This window comes from Lysinibacillus parviboronicapiens (genome assembly GCF_003049605.2).
GTDB lineage: Bacteria > Bacillota > Bacilli > Bacillales_A > Planococcaceae > Lysinibacillus > Lysinibacillus parviboronicapiens.
The window spans coordinates 4,338,971-4,358,760 of sequence record NZ_CP073713.1 but is presented as its reverse complement, the minus strand read 5'-3'; the positions used below and the strand labels follow the sequence as shown (position 1 = coordinate 4,358,760).

General features: G+C 37.1%; 13 protein-coding genes. 9 read left to right on the top strand and 4 right to left on the bottom strand.

The genetic code is table 11. The annotated features are described in order from the left end of the window. Positions 1–44 precede the first annotated feature (44 nt). From groL to C9J31_RS21000, 6 genes are all read left to right on the top strand, one after another. Positions 45–1,676 (top strand): chaperonin GroEL, encoded by a 1,632-nt coding sequence (groL, locus tag C9J31_RS21025; RefSeq protein WP_107951641.1) that lies wholly within the window; start codon positions 45–47, stop codon positions 1,674–1,676. Positions 1,677–2,309: 633 nt separating this feature from the next. After that, positions 2,310–2,996: a response regulator transcription factor gene (locus C9J31_RS21020; RefSeq protein WP_054768346.1), complete on the top strand. Its 687-nt coding sequence runs from the start codon at positions 2,310–2,312 to the stop codon at positions 2,994–2,996. Continuing rightward, a complete protein-coding gene (locus tag C9J31_RS21015) occupies positions 2,983–5,034 on the top strand; it encodes a HAMP domain-containing sensor histidine kinase (RefSeq protein WP_202973823.1) in 2,052 nt (683 codons plus the stop codon). Before C9J31_RS21020 ends, C9J31_RS21015 begins: the two co-directional genes overlap by 14 nt. 498 nt (positions 5,035–5,532) lie before the next feature. Further along, positions 5,533–6,582, top strand: coding sequence for a FecCD family ABC transporter permease (locus C9J31_RS21010; protein ID WP_425312821.1), 1,050 nt, complete (start codon positions 5,533–5,535; stop codon positions 6,580–6,582). Positions 6,583–6,585: 3 nt separating this feature from the next. Further along, on the top strand, positions 6,586–7,347 hold the full coding sequence (locus C9J31_RS21005; protein WP_107951643.1) for an ABC transporter ATP-binding protein: 762 nt from the start codon (positions 6,586–6,588) through the stop codon (positions 7,345–7,347). A gap of 10 nt (positions 7,348–7,357) precedes the next feature. Then, a complete protein-coding gene (locus C9J31_RS21000) occupies positions 7,358–8,368 on the top strand; it encodes an ABC transporter substrate-binding protein (protein ID WP_107951644.1) in 1,011 nt (336 codons plus the stop codon). Positions 8,369–8,634: 266 nt separating this feature from the next. Here C9J31_RS21000 and C9J31_RS20995 read toward each other — a convergent pair whose 3' ends face one another. The 3 genes from C9J31_RS20995 to C9J31_RS20985 form a co-directional block, all read right to left on the bottom strand. Further along, the gene (locus tag C9J31_RS20995; RefSeq protein ID WP_107951645.1) at positions 8,635–9,174 is read right to left on the bottom strand and encodes a 4'-phosphopantetheinyl transferase family protein; all 540 of its coding nucleotides are present in this window, start codon (positions 9,172–9,174) and stop codon (positions 8,635–8,637) included. Continuing rightward, complete coding sequence (locus C9J31_RS20990; protein WP_107951646.1) at positions 9,174–12,347, bottom strand: non-ribosomal peptide synthetase family protein; 3,174 nt, start codon at positions 12,345–12,347, stop codon at positions 9,174–9,176. Before C9J31_RS20990 ends, C9J31_RS20995 begins: the two co-directional genes overlap by 1 nt. 66 nt (positions 12,348–12,413) lie before the next feature. Beyond that, positions 12,414–14,165: a methyl-accepting chemotaxis protein gene (locus C9J31_RS20985; RefSeq protein WP_107951647.1), complete on the bottom strand. Its 1,752-nt coding sequence runs from the start codon at positions 14,163–14,165 to the stop codon at positions 12,414–12,416. Between the two features lie 751 nt (positions 14,166–14,916). On the opposite strand from C9J31_RS20985, the gene C9J31_RS20980 reads away from it, so the two are divergent. Beyond that, positions 14,917–16,254, top strand: coding sequence for an AAA family ATPase (locus tag C9J31_RS20980; protein WP_107951648.1), 1,338 nt, complete (start codon positions 14,917–14,919; stop codon positions 16,252–16,254). After that, positions 16,247–16,981: a hypothetical protein gene (locus C9J31_RS20975; RefSeq protein WP_107951649.1), complete on the top strand. Its 735-nt coding sequence runs from the start codon at positions 16,247–16,249 to the stop codon at positions 16,979–16,981. Before C9J31_RS20980 ends, C9J31_RS20975 begins: the two co-directional genes overlap by 8 nt. 73 nt (positions 16,982–17,054) lie before the next feature. Here C9J31_RS20975 and C9J31_RS20970 read toward each other — a convergent pair. After that, a protein-coding gene (locus C9J31_RS20970; RefSeq protein WP_211634924.1) for an IS3 family transposase occupies positions 17,055–18,205 on the bottom strand; the annotation gives its coding sequence in 2 pieces (ribosomal slippage) (positions 17,055–17,932 and positions 17,932–18,205; 1,152 coding nt in all). Positions 18,206–18,419: 214 nt separating this feature from the next. Between C9J31_RS20970 and C9J31_RS20965 the strand changes: the two genes are divergently transcribed. After that, entirely contained in the window at positions 18,420–19,709 is a 1,290-nt protein-coding gene (locus C9J31_RS20965) for a glycoside hydrolase family 18 protein (RefSeq protein ID WP_107951388.1), read from the top strand. Positions 19,710–19,790: the final 81 nt, after the last annotated feature.

Below are 19,790 nucleotides of genomic sequence, written 5' to 3'. Positions count from 1 at the left end.
TAAATTAAGCTTAACGAATATTCCATTCCAGGAGGTAAATTCAAATGGCAAAAGATATTAAATTCTCAGAAGAAGCTCGTTCATTAATGCTTCAAGGTGTAGATAAATTAGCAAACGCAGTGAAAGTGACATTAGGTCCTAAAGGTCGTAACGTCGTTTTAGAAAAAAAATTCGGTTCACCACTTATTACAAATGACGGTGTAACTATCGCAAAAGAAATAGAGCTTGAAAATGCCTATGAAAATATGGGCGCAAAATTAGTAGCAGAGGTTGCTTCTAAAACTAACGAAATCGCAGGGGATGGTACAACAACTGCAACGGTTCTTGCACAAGCAATCATCCGTGAAGGTTTGAAAAACGTAACAGCTGGTGCAAATCCAGTGGGTATCCGTAAAGGGATCGACAAAGCGGTAGCAGCAGCTCTAACAGAATTACATGCAATTTCTCGTCCAGTAAGTAACAAAGAAGAGATCGCACAAGTTGCGGCTATTTCTGCTGCTGACGAAGAAGTTGGTGAATTAATCGCAGAAGCTATGGAACGTGTTGGTAACGACGGTGTTATCACAATCGAAGAGTCTAAAGGCTTCACAACTGAACTTGATGTTGTAGAAGGTATGCAATTCGACCGTGGCTATGCATCTCACTATATGGTAACAGATACTGATAAAATGGAAGCGGTGCTTGATAACCCATACATTTTAATTACAGATAAAAAAATTACAAATATCCAAGAAGTTTTACCATTATTAGAACAAGTAGTACAACAAGGTCGTCCACTATTAATTATCGCTGAAGATGTTGAGGGTGAAGCTCTTGCAACACTTGTTGTAAACAAACTTCGTGGTACATTCAACGCTGTAGCGGTGAAAGCACCTGGTTTTGGTGATCGTCGTAAAGCGATGCTTGAAGACATTGCTATTTTGACAGGTGGTCAAGTTATTACTGAAGAATTAGGATTAGATCTAAAATCTGCGGATGTTACTTCACTTGGTCGAGCAGCGAAAGTGGTTGTCACAAAAGACAATACAACAATCGTAGAAGGCGTTGGCGGTACAGATGCAGTTGAAGGGCGTATTGGCCAAATTCGTGCGCAACTTGCTGACACAACTTCAGAATTTGATAAAGAGAAATTACAAGAACGCCTTGCTAAACTAGCTGGCGGTGTAGCAGTTATCAAAGTTGGTGCTGCCACAGAAACTGAACTAAAAGAACGTAAGCTTCGCATTGAAGATGCCCTTAACTCAACGCGTGCAGCTGTTGAAGAAGGTATCGTTTCAGGTGGTGGTACGGCACTCCTTAACGTATACGCAGCAGTTGAAAAAGCAGCGGACGTAGCAGACGGAGACGTAGCAACAGGCGTTAAAATCGTTCTTCGTGCATTAGAAGAGCCAGTTCGTCAAATTGCAAACAACGCAGGTCTTGAAGGTTCAATCATCGTTGATCGTTTAAAACGCGAAGAAATTGGTGTAGGCTTCAATGCTGCAACAGGCGAATGGGTAAATATGATGGAAGCAGGCGTAGTAGACCCAGCGAAAGTAACTCGTTCAGCTCTACAAAATGCAGCATCTGTCGCAGCTCTATTCTTAACAACTGAAGCGGTTGTTGCAGATATTCCAGAACCAGCAGGCGGAGGCATGGGTATGCCTGACATGGGCGGTATGGGCGGCATGATGTAATAAACTGCTACAACCCTTGATAGATAAGGGTTTGCATGTAAGCTAAAAGTGAAATGCTAACATTTTGCTAACATATAGAAATATAATCGAGGCTTCTCATGAGTTGTATAAACTTTTGAGAAGCTTCTTTTTTGATTTCTTTTGTAACGTGGAGCTAGGCATTCTTAGTGATTTAATCATCTGAGTGGTCAAGTCTATCCATGGTTTGTTCGAGTGCTAAACCTCTTCTACTAAAAGTGGAGTGTATGACAAAATGAGTGAGGTGTGAAGTCAGGTTTTAACTTTGTGATTGCAAGAAGTCTAGACATCCTGAGTTGTACTCTTTTGATGACGATAGGGTATCCGGTGATAAGAAACATCAAGTAGTCTAGCGCCAAACCTTGATTCTTAGCAGTTTTTAAGAACAGTGCAAGTGCTTTCTTTTTTATAATTAGGGACTTCTTTTTCCTCCAGTTGTTCAATGGAATCAGGAAAAACAGAATTGTCTATTGCCGTTTATAATGTACATAGGAAACAATAAGAAAATCTTAAGAATTGGTGTGTGAGTTTGTTAAGATTTAATTAGTATTATATCCTTATACGAATCCTATAGGGTGATCACATGAACCTAAAGAGATGGAGGAGTGACTGTAGTTGAACATTTTGATTTGTGATGATGATAAAGAAATTGTAAGAGCGATTAGCATTTATTTAGAAAATGAGGGGTATCAAGTATTCAAAGCTTACAATGGTATAGAGGCAATCGATGTTATTCGAGATCACGTTATTCACCTAATTATTATGGATATTATGATGCCAAAAATGGATGGCATTACGGCGACGATGAAGATTCGGCAAGATAATATGATTCCGTTAATTATGCTTTCTGCTAAGTCGGAGGATTATGACAAAATACTCGGATTAAATATCGGAGCTGATGATTATATGGCCAAGCCATTTAATCCTTTAGAACTTGTGGCTAGAGTGAAATCTCAGCTAAGAAGGTATACGACATTTGGCAGTCTTGAGGTGAGTAGTTATGTAATTCAAACGGGCGGGCTCATGATTAATGATGAACAGAAAGTCATTACGGTTGATAAACAAGAGGTTCATTTGACACCAGTGCAGTATAAAATTTTAAAGCTTCTTACAGCAAATGCTGGGAAAGTATTCACAATTGAAGAGATTTACGAAAAGGTATGGAATGAAAGGGCCATTAATCCAGAAAATACGGTTGCGGTTCATATTCGAAAGATTCGAGAAAAAATTGAAATAAATCCAAAAGAGCCGAAATATTTAAAAGTCGTATGGGGAGTTGGGTATAAAGTTGAGAAATATTAGTCATGCACTCATTACGAAAGTGGTTGTGTTTCTGATTGCCATCGTTTGTTTAACGGGTACAGCGAAGGCAATTATCAACATGGAATTTGATGAGGTTCATCTTAGTAGCATAAATCAAGATAATTATTTTGAAAGCCGAGCATTCGCTGATGAAAGTTACAGCCTTATTGCCTCCTTAGCGCAATTAATCAGAAAATACAAAAGTGAAGAACATATTTTAAGTGGTAAGACACTAACAGAAGAAGATATTAGACAAATCGAAGAAGATTTATATAATGACTTCCGTTATTCATACAGATATAATCCGAATTTGAGTGAAGCAGAAAATAAGCGCATGTATCAAGAAAAATATGCTGATGACATAAATAGTAAAAAAGACGAAAGCATGAAAGAACAGGTAAGAGAATTTTATCGGTTACTCAGCACATTAGAAGCATATGAGGGAATCATGTTTTATGCGAGTGACGGTGAACATGTATTCTCCAATAGTGAACTAAACAAGAAAGAGCAATTTGAATCATTTGGTGCTTATATGCTATTTGAGGATTATCAACAAAAACTTTATCCAAATGAAGTGAAAGAAAGCCAATACTTAGATTACTTTACACGCGAAGTTGAAATGTTGAATCCACAAACAGACATTATTTATGTGGCGTTTAAAGAATCTTTCTTACAACAAAAAATGCAGGAATGGGAAAAAGACAAAACGATTGCCAAAAGTTCTCTTAATGAATGCATAGTATTTCTAGCAGGGTTTATTTTATCTTTGGTTTATTTAATCATAGTTATTGGAAGAACGTCATTTAAAGATAAAGAAATTCATTTTCATGTCATTGACAAACTATATAATGATCTCAACATTGTGATAGTCGTTTGTTTAACAGCGATGTGGATAGCAGTGATTGTTGAAGTGTTGCATGATATGTCCATGCTCCTCACGGTACCTATTTTTATCATTGCCTTACTGATGATTTTATCGCTCGTAAAGCATATCAAAAATAGATCATTACTTCAGCATACACTCATATATCAAATTCTTAAAAAGGTTTTTCTTTTAGTAAAACATGTATTTGATAGTGGCAGTATGGGTGTGAAAGTCGTGCTGCTTGTCATTGGTTATCCATTAGTAGTTGCGGCAACGTTTTTCGTATTTCCCATTACCATGGGTCTAGCAGCCTGGTTTGCAATGAAAAAGGTGAAGTCGTTTAACCGCATTAAAGAGGGCGTAGAACAAATTAAGAATGGGGATCTTCTTCATCGCATTGAAGTAGACGGAAAAGGAGAGTTTAGCCGACTTGCATCGAATATTAATAGTATTACCGATGGGTTAAAAAAGTCGGTGGATAGTGAGATCAAGAGCGAGCGTTTAAAAACAGAGCTCATTACGAATGTTTCGCATGATATCAGGACGCCTTTAACGTCAATCATTACGTATGTCGATTTATTAAAAATAGAAAACGACCCTGAAATAATTGCTGAATATGTGGACGTGTTAGATCAAAAATCGAAAAGACTCAAGCTCTTAACAGATGATTTATTTGAAGCGGCTAAAGCATCAAGTGGAAGTATCCCTGTTCAGTTAGAACGGATTGACATCGTATCATTACTAAGGCAAGGAATAGGGGAAATGGGTGAAAAAATTGAAGCGTCGTCATTAGATTTTAAGTTGGCTAACCCAACAGAAAAGGTGTATGTGAAGGCTGATGGTAAACTCCTATGGCGCTCCATCGAAAATTTATTCTCGAATATTTTTAAATACGCACAGCCTGCATCAAGGGTTTATATTGATGTTGAAGATTTAGGGAATGAAATACTCGTGACATTTAAAAATATTTCAGCATATGAATTAAATATTTCAGTCGATGAGCTAATGGAACGTTTTAAACGAGGGGATGAATCTAGATCAAGTCAAGGTAGCGGATTAGGATTGTCGATTGCTGAAAGCCTTATTCACATCCAGCACGGAAAGTTCTTAGTTCAAGTAGATGGCGATTTATTTAAGGCAATGATTTATCTACCAAAATTTCCAAATGAATAATGTAGCAACGGAAGATTAGAAGAACTGCTGTAAGTATTTCGTTAGTCGATTAGTTAAACAAAAGGGCAGTGAGTAAAGTGTAGACTAATCGTATTATTAAGGGCACTACTATTTATCGCGGGACACCTCTCAAAAATATTTTTGAGAGGTGTTTTTGTGTGTTGATGATTCTTAAGATCCGTGTTCTCTGGTAGCAATAGAATGGATTATCAAATTCTACTCTATGTTTCGTAAATCATGGGATTTTTTTTTATGAATATTTTCTGTTGTAATTGCCATAAAAGAAACCATGCTTAAATGAATGTTATTGTCATATTGCACTAGCAAACTATTTGTTCTCAATTCAGTAAAACAATGAATAATAAAATTTCTTGTTGTTTTTCAACTAATTATATCTTACAATACAAAAGAAAATGATAATGATAATCGTTATCATTCAAAATGAGTAATGTAGATAGAGGTGAAATCTTGGATAAACAAGATATAAACAGAATCGGGATGGGCAATATTTATTATGCGATTATTGTTCTTTTAGTAGCCTTAATATTGTTATCCGCCGTTTTTTCTGTATCGATAGGACAAGTCAATATACCGTTCAAGCAATCTATGGATATATTATTGCATGCTATGACCAATGGGCGGCTTGGCTCGCTCGATAATGTCCAAAGTGAATCCTACTTGAATATTATTTTACAGGTGAGGATGCCCCGCGTTATTTTGGCATTGCTGATTGGCATAGGTCTTTCATTGTGTGGAACCGTCATGCAAGCAGTTGTGCAAAATCCGCTTGCTGACCCCTATATACTGGGCATTTCGTCAGGTGCTTCTTTAGGTGCAACATTTGCCATTCTAGTGGGCTTTGGTAGTAGTGCGCTTTTGGCTCAATTTGGTGTAGCGTTCGGTGCCTTTGTTGGTGCGATGTTTACGTCAATGGCAGTACTTATTTTATCGAGTATAGGCGGTAAAGCGACATCCGTAAAACTCGTTCTTTCAGGGGTTGTGATTGGCGCATTATGTAGTTCTTTCTCAAGCTTAATTATCTTTTTTGCTAATGATGCCGAAGGAATTAAAACTGTTACATTTTGGTCTATGGGAAGCTTGGCCTCTGCAAGCTGGGAGAAAACGCCTATCATGGCAGTAGTAATTTTACTTGGTGGTGGACTGTTCCTGTTCCAACATCGCGTATTAAATACGATGCTTCTAGGTGATGAATCAGCTATTACCCTTGGTATTAATTTAAGCATCTACCGTAAATTTTATATGATTGTCACTGCACTCATTACAGGAACAATGGTCGCATACGCAGGAATGATTGGTTTTGTAGGCTTGATTATCCCACATATCACAAGGGGGATTTTTGGAGCGGATCATAAACGATTAATGTTAGGGACTTTACTTTTAGGCGGACTGTTTATGATTTGGGCAGACATCTTGTCAAGAACATTAATACATAATGTGGAATTGCCTATTGGTATCATCACATCAGTTATAGGATCGCCATTATTTATCTATATGATTGTGAAAAAAGGCTACAACTTCGGAGGGTAGAAAATGGAATTGACTGCAAAGGATATGGAAATAAGGATAGGGAAGAAAGAAATTATTAAAAATGTTTCAATCCACGTAAAAAGACAACAATTTGTTGGCCTTATCGGACCAAATGGATGTGGGAAATCAACGCTATTAAAAAGTATTTATAAAAGCTTGGTTCCACAACAGGGCATGGTTTTTTTAGATGATTTAGATGTCTTAAAAACTTCCGAGAAAAAAATTTCTCAGCGATTGGGTGTCGTAGGGCAGTTTAATGAAATGCATTTTGATTTGTCAGTACAACAAATGGTGATGTTGGGCAGGACACCGCATAAAAAAATGCTAGAGTCCGATAAACAAGAAGATTTTGAGATTGTCGAGGAAGCCTTAACAACTACAAATTTACTTGAATACAAAAATCGTGGTTTCTTATCGTTATCTGGTGGGGAAAAACAAAGGGTTATTCTTGCGAGAACTATCGCGCAACAACCTAAATTTATGATTTTAGATGAACCAACGAACCACTTAGATATCCGCTATCAGATTGAAATTTTATCATGTGTAAAAAGTTTGAACATAGGTGTTCTTGCAGCGCTTCATGACTTAGAAATGGCAGCGCATTACTGCGATTATCTGTACGCAATAAAAGAGGGAGAGGTCTATGCTCACGGTACACCAGAAGAAGTTTTAACATCAGATACAATTCAAGCATTATATCAAATAAAATGCCAAACATATACGAATCCTGTTACAAATGGATTGAGTTTTGCGTATGGAATATAGGAGGATCACAGTGAAAAAGAAATTATTACTTGGAATTGGTTTAGCAGCGGTGTTAACATTAACAGCTTGTGGAGGAACAACTAAAAATACCTCAACGGAAAAAGAAACGCAAGAGCATTACCCATTGACGATTCAAAATTTTTCGAAAGCTGAAGGCGGAACAACATGGGCTAACAAAGATCAAGTGTTTGATAAAGCACCTGAAAGAATTATGGCTAATACTCGTCCAGCAGCAGAGCTATTATTGCATTTAGGTTTAGGCGATAAAATTGTAGGGGTAGGGGCCAACTTTGGAGAACCCGACAAATCAGTAGAGGAAGATTACTCGAAATTAAATATTCTAAGTGATGAATATGTTGGTAAAGAAGTAACTTTAGGAACTAACCCAGACTTAGTCTTTGGACGAGGCGGTTTATTTGATAATGCAGATTGGGGTGTAGGTACTGTAGATACACTCAATGATATGAATATTAAAACCTATGTACTAGAGTCATCAGTTACAGATGGAACGTATGCTTCTATTTATAAAGACATAGAAAACATCGGTAAAATTTTTAGTGTTCAAGATAAAGCAGATAATTTTATAAAAGAGCTTAAAGATCGACAAGAAACAATTACTTCAAAATTAGAAAGTATTAAAGAGCACAAAACATTTGCTTATTTGCATACTAACGATCCAAAGGAGCTTTTTGTCTATCCAGCACATGGTGAAACATTCTTCAATGATGCTTTTAATATGATTAAGTTAGATAATATTTTTAAGGATGAAGTAGGAGATGTAAGTGTTGAAACACTTATTGAGGCTGATCCAGATGTCTTAATTATACCTAATTGGGATGGCTCAGACCTTGGAAAAGTGCGTGAAGCCATCTATGCCAATCCAAAATTATCAAGCATGAAGGCAATCAAAAATAAACAGATGTATATAGTAGATTACAATTATTTGTTTGGCTATGGGTATAATACGATAGACGGAATGGAACTTTTAGCAAAAGAAATGTATCAAGACTTGTTTAAATAGAATTAATGTTGCTGCGCATGCTGAAAATATGCTTGCTTCCGAGCATTCTAAAATAAGTAAAAAATGAAGCCCCCTTGCAGTTCAAATTAGCTGCATTAGGGGCTTTTTGTATGACTAGATTCGATTAATAGTGGTTGCATTGAAAAGCTGGCTCCTGTTCAATGTAGTTTGCTTAACAAGGAGCAGCTCGCGGTCCCAACAAACTGTAACAGGATGTTTTTGATCTACATATAACAATTGTGTATAAATGTCATTACACTTGTTTTTTAATACAACCGTATCCAGTAGCGTTGGCGTTGCATTCGAAAATAGTCGATTGCTTCCTTCATTGTCCAGAGCTCAAAAAATAACTTTGCTCGATTCACTTTAGAACAGTGATTAATCATATATATATCTGCCTCTGACAGGGCATATGGCATTATATCTTCATTGAAACGATCTATCTTTTCAACATCGACGCCAACACGACCTTGATGGGTTAGCGCAGCGACAATCCAATCGCCAGAGTGTGACAGATTAAAGTCGCCTTGCCAACGATTGTTGTTGGCAATATACGGGCGGCCAATGCAATTACGAGTAATTTTTGCATGTTGTAAATCTGTAAATTCGCGAATCATCCATCTAATGTGAGCGGTCTCAAGTAATGCCTTCTGCCGATCCAGCCAGTGCTTATACCTTAATGTTCTTATACAATCTTCATCTGGAAGGTTCAATAACAATGCTTCAGATTCCCATTGTAATAATTGTGGGCCAAGAGGTAGCATGAATAAGTGTACGCCATTTTTCACCCTACTTGAACAAGACATTATTTGACTCCCACAGAGAGTGGCTTTGGAAAATAGCCCATTTGGATACCGTAATTTATCATTGTTTTGATAAAGGTTGGATTTGGCTCAGCACAAGCGACATCCGTATTCATTAGAAATTCCTGCGTTTTTTTTGTATTAAAGATAAATGGGGAATCGCTTGCTCCATCACCCTCAAGCTGAGCAATGGCTAATGCTAAATATTCCTGCAATGCTTGTGGATGGTCTGCGTGTAATAACCAGTATTCATACTCGTCTGCCGCTATCACTTCCAAGTCATAGCCCAGTCCCTTCAGACCTTCAATGAAATTGAGATATGATAGGGGTACAGGGTTACATATGTGGAATGTATGGCCGTTTGAATTCGGCTGGCATGCTAATGCAACAAGTGCTTGGCTCGCGTAATTTATCGGTGTAAAATCAACATGCCAGTTAGCTTCTGGTGTTTTCCCTAAACAAAGCATTGATTTAATCATTCGATAAAAAGCATTATCATCCATATTGCGCTGAAACTTACCTGTTTCGGAATGACAAGTTAAATTTCCTACACGGTAAATAGAAGCTGGAATCCCATCTTCAACAGCATTTCTAACGAGCTTCTCAGCCTCTAATTTACTTTGGTTATAAACATTTTCAAGTGAAACATCATAGTTAAAATCTCCATGAACTTGATTTGGTACCCATTGCTTTGCCGCGAGCTCCTCTGGAATCCCAATTGTTGAAACATAATGGAAATGAACTCCAGCTTTGCGTTTCGCAAGATTAAGCAAGTACCTCGTACCCTCAATATTGACATCGCGAAATTGTGCAACCGCTCCAAAATGTCTGACATCGGCACCACAATGAATAATCGCATCGATGTTATCAGTAAGTGTACGCTCATCGTCCGTTGATAATTGGAGTGCTGGTTTTGCTAAATCTCCTTGAATGATTGTTACACGCTGATCCAACATAGCGATAATTGAATCATCGAAATAAAATTGCATACTATCTGTTAATTTTTCATCGAGCGTTGCATGTGCATTTTCTCTAATGAGACAGTAAATATGAGCAGTCGTTTTAGTCAATAGCTCATGTAAAACATGACTTCCTAAGAAGCCTGTCGCTCCTGTTAATAAGACATTATTCATTGGCAATGGTTTCGTAGTTTGAGTGACTGGTAGAACACTTGGCTCCATCAAGTTCTTCAGAACAAAGTCAGCCGAATAATCAGTTGTAGCATTATCCTCAGGTTGATAGCTGCTCATATAGTTATCTAATTCTGCAATTGTTTGATACTGGAAGAAATCTTGGATTTTTAAAAAAGGCGCATGTTTTTTTACTTGAACAAGAATTTCCAATATTTTTAGTGAATGTCCACCAATATGAAAGAAATTATCATGAATCCCTACACGATCAATCCCGAGTACATGTTCCCAAGCATGTGCTAGCATTTGCTGTATTGCATTTTCTGGCGCATCATAGTGGCTTGTTAAAGGTATTGCAACATCTATCTCAGCTAATTGTTTGCGGTCGATTTTACCAGTAGGGGACAAAGGCATTTCTTGAACTTCGATTAAGCGTTCAGGTAGCATATATTCAGGTAAATTACGTGCTAAATGGTCTCTGATTTCTGCCTGATTTACCTGCATCCCACTGGATACAGTATAGTAAGCAAATAGGCTATTATTTCCATCCGCCATTTTCTTCGCGAGAATCACTGCTTCTTGTATGCAAGGTTGGTTGGCCATTACGACTTCAATTTCCCCAATCTCAATTCGAAACCCTCTTACTTTGATTTGCGAATCTTTGCGACCGACAAATTCAATGACACCACTCGGCAATAAGCGCACTAAATCACCTGTTCGATACATCAATTTCTCAGGGTTATCCGAAAACAAATGAGGGACAAATGCTTCGGCGGTTTTTTCAGGTTGATTTAAATAACCAGCAGCTAAACCTGTACCTGCGATATACAATTCCCCAGGTTCATTAATCGGACAAAGTTGCCCATCCTTATTGACAATATACATTTCATAATTTGCAATCGGTTTACCGATAGGGATACTTGATTGGTTGTCCTTTATGGCTTTGTTTACTTTGTAATAAGAAGATAGAACTGTACATTCTGTTGGGCCATAGACATTAATAATTTCCGTAGTTGTGCCAAATTTTTCTTGCCACTTTTGTAAAACGGCAGACATAAGTGCTTCTCCACCGACTGACAAATATTTGAGTGATGTCAGTGCATCTTTGTACTCTATAGGGAGATAAGTCGCGAGTTGAGTAAAGAAAGCATTTGGTACAGTAGCCGTTGTCACTCTTTCACGCTTAATCATATCTGCAAATGCCTCAATCGACACCCGTTCTATAGTTGTTAACATATGCAATCTAGCACCGGAGAAGAAAGCTGTAAATGTTTCTGTAATAGATGGATCAAAACTATAGGAGATAAATTGAGAATAGACATCTCGCTCCGAGGATTTATAAATTCTTTGATTATCCGTTATTAAATTGACAACAGAATAATGTCTAAGCATCGTCCCTTTTGGCTTGCCCGTAGATCCCGATGTATAAATGATATAGGCTAAATCAGCAGGGGCTAAATCAATGTTGATATTGTGTTTTGAAAAGGTCTCTTCCATCTGATTTAGGATAAATATTGTGCGAGTGTGAAAATCACTATGTAGTAAATCATTAAGTAATAAAGTATGTTCATCTTTGGTTAGTATGAAGGGTGCACCTGTATCGTTCAATAGATAGTGACAACGTTCCTTTGGGTAGCTTGGATCAATAGGAACATATACGCCACCGGCTTTCAAAATGCCTAGCAAACTGACGACAGTTTCCTTACAACGTTCCATGACAATTGCCACATAATCACCTTTTTGTAGTCCATTAGCTACTAGCATATGGGCAATTTGATTGGAGCGTTCGTTTAGCTGACGATAAGTCATCGTGCCACCATCAAACGACAAGGCAATTCTATCTGCAAACAATGCAGCTGATTGATAAAAAATTTCTGGTATAGTTTTATCTTTTTCATAAGAGGAATTCGTTTGATTTAGCGCCAGGTATAATAACTTTTCCTTATTCGTTAATAATTGCGTACGATTAGTAGGTAGAAACTTTAGCTCATTCGTTTCCGTATTAACATCTGGTGTAATTAAGTCAAGTCCATGTTTTATATTCAATCATGTCAACTCCTATTTGTAAAAAAGTATTCAATGGAAAAGTCATTCCCATTGAATACATTTTCATTATGATTTCACTATAAATGAATTAACAACAGTTGATAGTTCAGTAGATAGCTCATTTAACACCTGTGCTTCATCTGATACTTTGTGCACAGCATCCAGCTGAGATACAGAAGCCACAGCTACTGCTCGTGTATTATCTCTAGAATTTACCGAAAATTCCTCTGTATCCTGAACAGATGATGTTACCTCTTCCATACCAGCGGCCATTTCTTCAATTGTTGCTGATAACTCTTGAATCTGACCTGAAACTTGATGAATCGAAGTTAGAATTTGGCCAAATGATTTCTCGGAATCATTAATCATCACCAAGCCATTGTCTACTTCCTCTACAGCACGCATCATCACATTTACAGATTCATTTGTATCATGTTGGATATGAGATATAAGTGTAGAAATTTCCCTTGCCGATGCCTCTGATTGCTCAGCAAGTTTGCGTACTTCATCTGCAACTACCGCAAAGCCACTTCCAGCCTCTCCTGCACGAGCCGCTTCAATCGCAGCATTCAACGCCAGTAAATTCGTTTGAGATGCAATGCCTGTAATAATACCGACGATTTCTTCAATTTTACCTGAATGTGCACCTAACATTTTGACGGATGCTGCCGATTGATTTACCGCATTACTGATTGCATTCATCTGCGCCACAGATTTGTTGGTAGAATCATTTCCTTTTTCAGCTTCCTCTGATGCGAGAATAGAGGATTCAGATATTTGATTTGACGTCATTGCAATACGTTGGATTCCGATACTCATTTCCTCAATTGTAATTGAACTTTCTTGTGCCTTTTGTACTTGTAAATCCGCACCACCAGCAATTTCTTGCATAGATGAAGCTACACTATTATAAGAATCTGTTGCCACTTGCATATGTGTAGATAAAACTTGTGCCGAATTCGAGACACGTGACGAAACATTCGTTGCACTTTGAATGACTGTTCTCAAATTGTCAATCATTAAATTGAAGTTATTAGTCAGCAAGCCAATTTCATCGTTTGATTTAACAGGCAAAGCTTCAAGCTCCAAATTCCCTTCAGCAACTTTTTTTGATTGTTGTGAAAGTTGTTGAATTGGTGTTAGTTTCTTTCTTAATAAGGAATAAACTACGATTGAAGAACCTATTAAGAAAATAACGGTAACTAATAATGTCCATAATGCTTCTGACATCGCTTTAGCTGTTACCATAGAAACATCATAGTCAATTGCATAAGCGGCTAAGACAGAGCCATCTTCAGCCAGTATAGGTGTTAATCCCGTTTTATAGCTGCCAAACTCATCGCTATATATATCGGTTGCAGTTGCCTCTTCTGTTTCAAATACCTCTTTGATTCTTGCAAGAAAATCTGTGGATAGGCCCATTGCAATCATGTCTTGGTTATATTCTGCACCTAAATCTAGAATGCTAGATGAAAGAACAGGAGCATTTATATTTTCGCCATTTACTGTAATAAGATATAGATTTGTGATAATGTCAGAAGCGTCGTTGATTTTATCCATTTCGTTTGTCAAACGGCGAGCATCTGGATTATCAGCGCTTGGCTGTTCCAATATAGAATTTAGTGTATCAAGATCTATTGTCTGAGATAAAATCATCCCTTTATCATAGAGGGATTGATCCATATCTTTTAAATTGCTATTTTTTACAATATAATAGGAAAGTCCCATAGTGACTAATCCGAATAACAATAAAATACTTACCATTATAACTGTCAATTTCTTACTGATTGACAAGTTTTGTTTCTTGCTTTTTTTCATACTCTCTCTCTTCCTCCTAAAATTACTATAAGACATATTTCTAGCGAAAAATGGATAACCGATGATGTTCATGGCAAAAAGTAAATGAAATAGTACATATAGTTGTAAGTAGCTAGACTGAATTAATCACATATGGTATCAAATTTACTTTTATGTCAATTTATTTATTATAAAATAGTAAAGTAATCCATTCATTTCCTAATCATAATCAACTATACTGCCAAAAAATCTGATTCACAACCCAAAAAACTAACTATTTACACAGTAAAACTTTGATACGCCAATGAAAATAATGGTATTTTTTTACCATTTATTTTAGGTATCTGTGCATATTGTTATTTAAAAAATATACTATAATAGTACGAATCTAAAATAGAGTGAGGATGTCTATTTTAGTGGAAGTTCTAACCTTAAGCGTATAGTACACACAAAAATATATAACGACATCACCATTTTCAGACAGTCACTCTTTGGATTCTTAAGCTATTATTACGTAAAATAATTATGGCTAACATTTGCCTTGTAGTATGATTTGTAAATAAAATTTTCTTAAATTAAATAAAAGGCTTCCCATAGTTCATACTGAACAGTAGGGAAGTCTTTTATTTGTATACTTACTTATCTTGGGCGTACTCATGGATTGATTTGTCCTAGACTAAAGGATAGGGAAATATCTTAAAAACGAAATTGTTATAAAATATAACAAAATTAATTATAATAGAAGAAAATACTGTTAAGGATGTTAAAAATCATGGCGATTATAAAAATCAAGAAAATAAAAGTCCGAAATTTAAGAAATGTACGCAGTGGTGAAATTACATTAGTGGTAGATTTTGAGACATTCTTTAAGGCAAATGTTGTGGGTCTATACGGACAAAATGGTTCAGGGAAAACGACAATTGTTGATGCATTTGCTTTACTGAAGACACTCATTTCTGGTTGGATTGCTGATGTGAAATTGCCTGCTCGAGAAAAACGAATGATTCTTGCAGGAGAGGATAAGGCAAACATCGAAATAGAATTTCTTGTAGAAAATCAATTTGGTACTTTTTATGTCAATTATTTTGTAGAGTTACAGGAAGATGAAAAAAGACTATACACAACCGCCGAGCGTGTGACATATCGAGAAAATGAGAAAGGCAAGCGCTCGAAGGTACTTTTGTATGCAACAGAAGAGGATGTGCAGATACGCAATGCATCCCTTGCAGATATGAATGAAAAATTGCGCGTCCAAATGCTTGTCATCAATCAATTGGCGAGAAAACAATATATGTCATTTATCTTCCACAAAGATTTAAAGCCTATATTACAGGAGAAATTAACGGAATTAGAAATGCAGCTGCTTCATAATTTGGCAATCGATTTTAATCGCGATTTGCATGTCGTGAATAACCAAAACATTGCTCCTTTATTTGAAGAACGCATTATGCCATTTAGCGTCCATTTAGAAAGAACACGTGGTTCAATTCCATATGATTTGAAGGGACCAGCATTATTACCAGAGGATGCCTTTTATATATTGTGCGAAGTAATTGAACAAAGTAATCGAGTATTATCAACGATTATTCCAGAGTTAACAATTAAGATTAATGTTATTACAGAGCAAACATTAGATAGCGGTGAAAAGGGAATACGTTTTGAATTTTTATCGCAACGGGGTGACTGTGAATTACCCTTACGTACTGAATCAGAAGGAATATTAAAAATTATTTCCGTACTTAGTGTACTAATAGCAGTCTATAATAACCCGAATGCTTGTGTGATAATCGATGAATTAGATTCAGGTGTTTTTGAATATTTATTAGGTGAGTTGTTAACAGTGATTGATGAGGGCGGGAAAGGACAGCTAATTTTTACTTCCCACAATTTACGTGTGTTAGAGGTGCTTGCCATTAAAAATTTATGGTTTACGACGACAAATGAAAATACCCGCTATATGCAACTTAAAGGGATTAAAGAAGTGAATAATGCGAGAGATGTCTATTTACGTGCAATTCAATTAGGTGGACAGGACGAAGAAGTTTATAGGGAAACAAAAACATTTAAAATCAAGCGTGCTTTTAGAAAAGCAGGTGTGCAACATGACTAAAAAGGTATTATTAATTATTGTAGAAGGACAAACAGAGCAAATTGTATTAGAAGATTATCTAGATGAGCATTTTGGTAATTCGACAATTCGTTTTGATGTGCAACGAGAGGATATTTTAACGAAATGGGATGCTAAAAAAAATATACCTAATATTAAAAATAGTGTGGGGCGAGTTATTCACAACTATTTACAGAAGTATAAGTTTTTAGCGCAGGATTTAACTGCTGTCGTTCATATTACTGATGCGGATGGGTGTTTTATAGCGCCAGAATTTGTTCAAGTAAAGTCAGATATTGAACAAAATTTATACTACACAGAGGATGCCATATTCGTAAAAACAGAGAAACGTAAAGAGCAGATTGAACAACGTAATGAGATGAAAGCAAATAATGCCAAAATTCTAATGGCCCATGATCACTTTAGCATTAATCGCTTAAAAGTACCTTATCAACTTTTTTATTTTTCAACTAATTTAGAGCATGTTTTGTGGAATGAGCGCAATGAAGTTGCGACAGAAAAGATTCATAAAGCAGATACCTTTATTGACAATTTATCGGGTTCCATTGAAGAATTTCTCGGGGAGTTTCTTCCTGTGAATCCCGCGCTTTCTTATAGGGAAAAAATGAAGAAAAGCTGGACGTTTTTAATGGAAGGCTGTAATTCTCTACAGCGTGGAACGAATGTGCCCTTATTGTTTGAAATGATTAAGTCTAATGTGCAAAAATAATTTATGAAATGAAGAAGGTCTATTCGCTACAAGGGACTGACCCCTGTATATAAGACAGAGATCAAAAAAGCATTTACCCAACCAGTTGTCGATATTGTACCGGCGACTGGTTGTTTAGTTTCGCTTGTATTCGGATATAGTTATAATACTTTACATAGTCTTTGACAGTTTGTTCTACGATTGCCGTCGTAGTACGCCTTAAATTGTCTAAGTAAAATGTTTCAGACTTTAATGCAGAATGAAATGATTCAATTGGGGCATTGTCAGCGGGCGTACCTTTACGGGACATGCTCATGATAATGCCTTTCCCTTTTACGGCCTGTTGATATCGATAAGACGTGTACACCGAACCTTGGTCACTGTGTAGTGTACACCCATCGGGTAAAGTACCTAGTTGGGATAAGGTATTCAACACAAAATCAGTATCTTGGCAATCACCAATCGAGTAGGCGATAATCTCGCCATTATATAAATCTTGAATACTTGAAAGATACAATTGTTTCTGACCAAATGGCAAGTAAGTAATATCGGTAACGAGCTTTTGTAAAGGTGCAGTTGCCTCAAAATTACGGTTCAATAAATTATCTGCGATATAGTAGGGTTGTCCAGTTTGTTTCCGTTTTTTTACTTTTACTCGACACTGCCAACCATATTTTTGCATGATACGTTGCACGACTTTATGATTCACGCGTATTTCTTGGCGTAAGAGTGCAGTAATTTTCCGATAACCATATCGGAATTTATGCGCACGACAGAGTTCTCCAATATGTCGTTCAATCGCCTGACGAGACCTTGCATCCGCAGATGCCTGTTTCCAACGATAGTAGGTAGATCGTGCAATTCCTAAATGTGCACATATATCCTTCACGCACAACGTTTCTTTTAGCGTCTCTACTAACTGTACAGCTACTTCTCCAACCACTTCCTCTCCAACTCTGCGTACTTTTTTAAAACCTCAATTTGTTGCTTTAAATAACGGTTCTCCATTACTAATTTTGTTTGTTCATTCTCATATTCAGGACCTTTACCAAAGGTATATTGTTTACCTACAGGTTGTTCAAATCGGTGTATTTCTCCGTTTCTATACCAACGCATCCATGTTTCCACTTGTGTTTTATGCCTTATATTTAATTCAATTAAAACCTGCTTCGTTGGTATACCAGCCAATCGCATCTCAATAGCCTTCATTTTTACTTCGTATGGATAACTCACTCTTGTTCCCATAGAAAAAACACCTCCTAATTGAAGTTTAGGTATCTAAACCCGAATTCAATCGAAGATGCTTTTTTTATTTGTCTATACTTTTGGGGTCAGTTCCAATAAGCGTTGGACCTTTTTTATATGGCTAACTATGTGTGTTTTACAATGACATGTTTTCCTTTACCATTTCATAAGCTTTATAGGTATGATTTCACCACACTAAGAAGGAGGCAAGCACATTCAAATACATGTTGTACGGGCAGGAGAGTCCATATGGGGTATTGCGCAAGCATATGGGACAACGGTTCAGAGTATTGTAGACGCCAATCAAATCCCTGAACCTAACAGATTAGTCATTGGGCAAGCACTTGTGATTCCAATTGTGGGGAGTTTTTATTATGTGCAGCCTGGAGATAGTTTATGGACAATTGGCCAACGCTTTGGCATCAATTATTTAACGCTAGCACAGGTAAACGGCATTAGTGCAAATCAGCCTTTATCAATTGGTATGCGACTTTATATTCCGCCAGCTCCGAAAACGAGGGCTGAAACATTAGCATATTTAGAGCCTAGAGGTACATCTGTAAGTGAAGCACTATTGAGTCAAGCTAGGGAAGCGGGCCCTTATTTAACGTACCTTGCATTATTTAGTTATGAGGTAAGGAGAGACGGGTCACTAAAGGTGCCACCAAGCCAAGGTGTGACAGAGATTACCCATGATACAGGGGCATCTTTGGCGATGGTTATCTCTAACCTAGAAGATTTCCGGTTTAGTGGCGAGTTAGCAAAGGATATTTTCCAAAGCACAGCAGTACAAGATTTACTTTTTGATAACATTATAAAAGAAGCACAGCGGGTAGGTAGCATTAAGGATATTCATTTTGATTTCGAAAATTTACCAGGTGACCAACGAGAAGCATACAACAATTTTTTAAGAAGAGCAGTGGAGCGGTTCCATGCAGAGGGCTATACGGTTTCTACAGCACTTGCTCCGAAAACGAGTGCCGCTCAGCAGGGTCCATGGGGTGTTGCGCATGACTACAAAGCACATGGCGAAATTGTGGACTTTGTCTTGCTCATGACGTATGAATGGGGCTATTCTGCGGGACCTCCAATGGCTGTATCACCACTTCCGGAGGTAGAGGCAGTCGTAAAATATGCAGTAAGCGAGATACCCGCAAATAAAGTATTGCTCGGGCAGAACTTATATGGTTATGACTGGACATTGCCTTTTGTACAAGGAGGTCCAATTGCAGAGGCAGTTAGCCCACAAAGGGCCATTGAAATAGCAAAAAAATATAATGCAGCCATACAATTTGATTGGAGGGCGCAAGCGCCTTTCTTTGAATATTACGATGAACAGGGGAGAGCACATATTGTGTGGTTTGAAGATGCAAGATCTATACAAGCAAAGTTCAATTTAATCAAACAGTACAAGCTTCGTGGGATTGGTTATTGGAAACTAGGCCTACCTTTCCCACAAAACTGGTTATTAATTGGCTCAAATTTTGACGTGGTGAAGAAATGAGGAATTATAGATATCACTTTTACTCGATAGATACCCAATCTATTTTCTTCAATGTGGAAATAATCTGTAAATAACATTCCC

Bases quoted from the DNA above. Each gene is read 5' to 3' on its own strand.
- C9J31_RS20985 (WP_107951647.1), bottom strand. From the start codon at position 14,165: ATGAAAAAAAGCAAGAAACAAAACTTGTCAATCAGTAAGAAATTGACA.
- C9J31_RS20975 (WP_107951649.1), top strand. From the start codon at position 16,247: ATGACTAAAAAGGTATTATTAATTATTGTAGAAGGACAAACAGAGCAA.
- groL (WP_107951641.1), top strand. From the start codon at position 45: ATGGCAAAAGATATTAAATTCTCAGAAGAAGCTCGTTCATTAATGCTT.
- C9J31_RS21010 (WP_425312821.1), top strand. From the start codon at position 5,533: ATGGGCAATATTTATTATGCGATTATTGTTCTTTTAGTAGCCTTAATA.
- C9J31_RS20980 (WP_107951648.1), top strand. From the start codon at position 14,917: ATGGCGATTATAAAAATCAAGAAAATAAAAGTCCGAAATTTAAGAAAT.
- C9J31_RS20995 (WP_107951645.1), bottom strand. From the start codon at position 9,174: ATGTCTTGTTCAAGTAGGGTGAAAAATGGCGTACACTTATTCATGCTA.
- C9J31_RS21005 (WP_107951643.1), top strand. From the start codon at position 6,586: ATGGAATTGACTGCAAAGGATATGGAAATAAGGATAGGGAAGAAAGAA.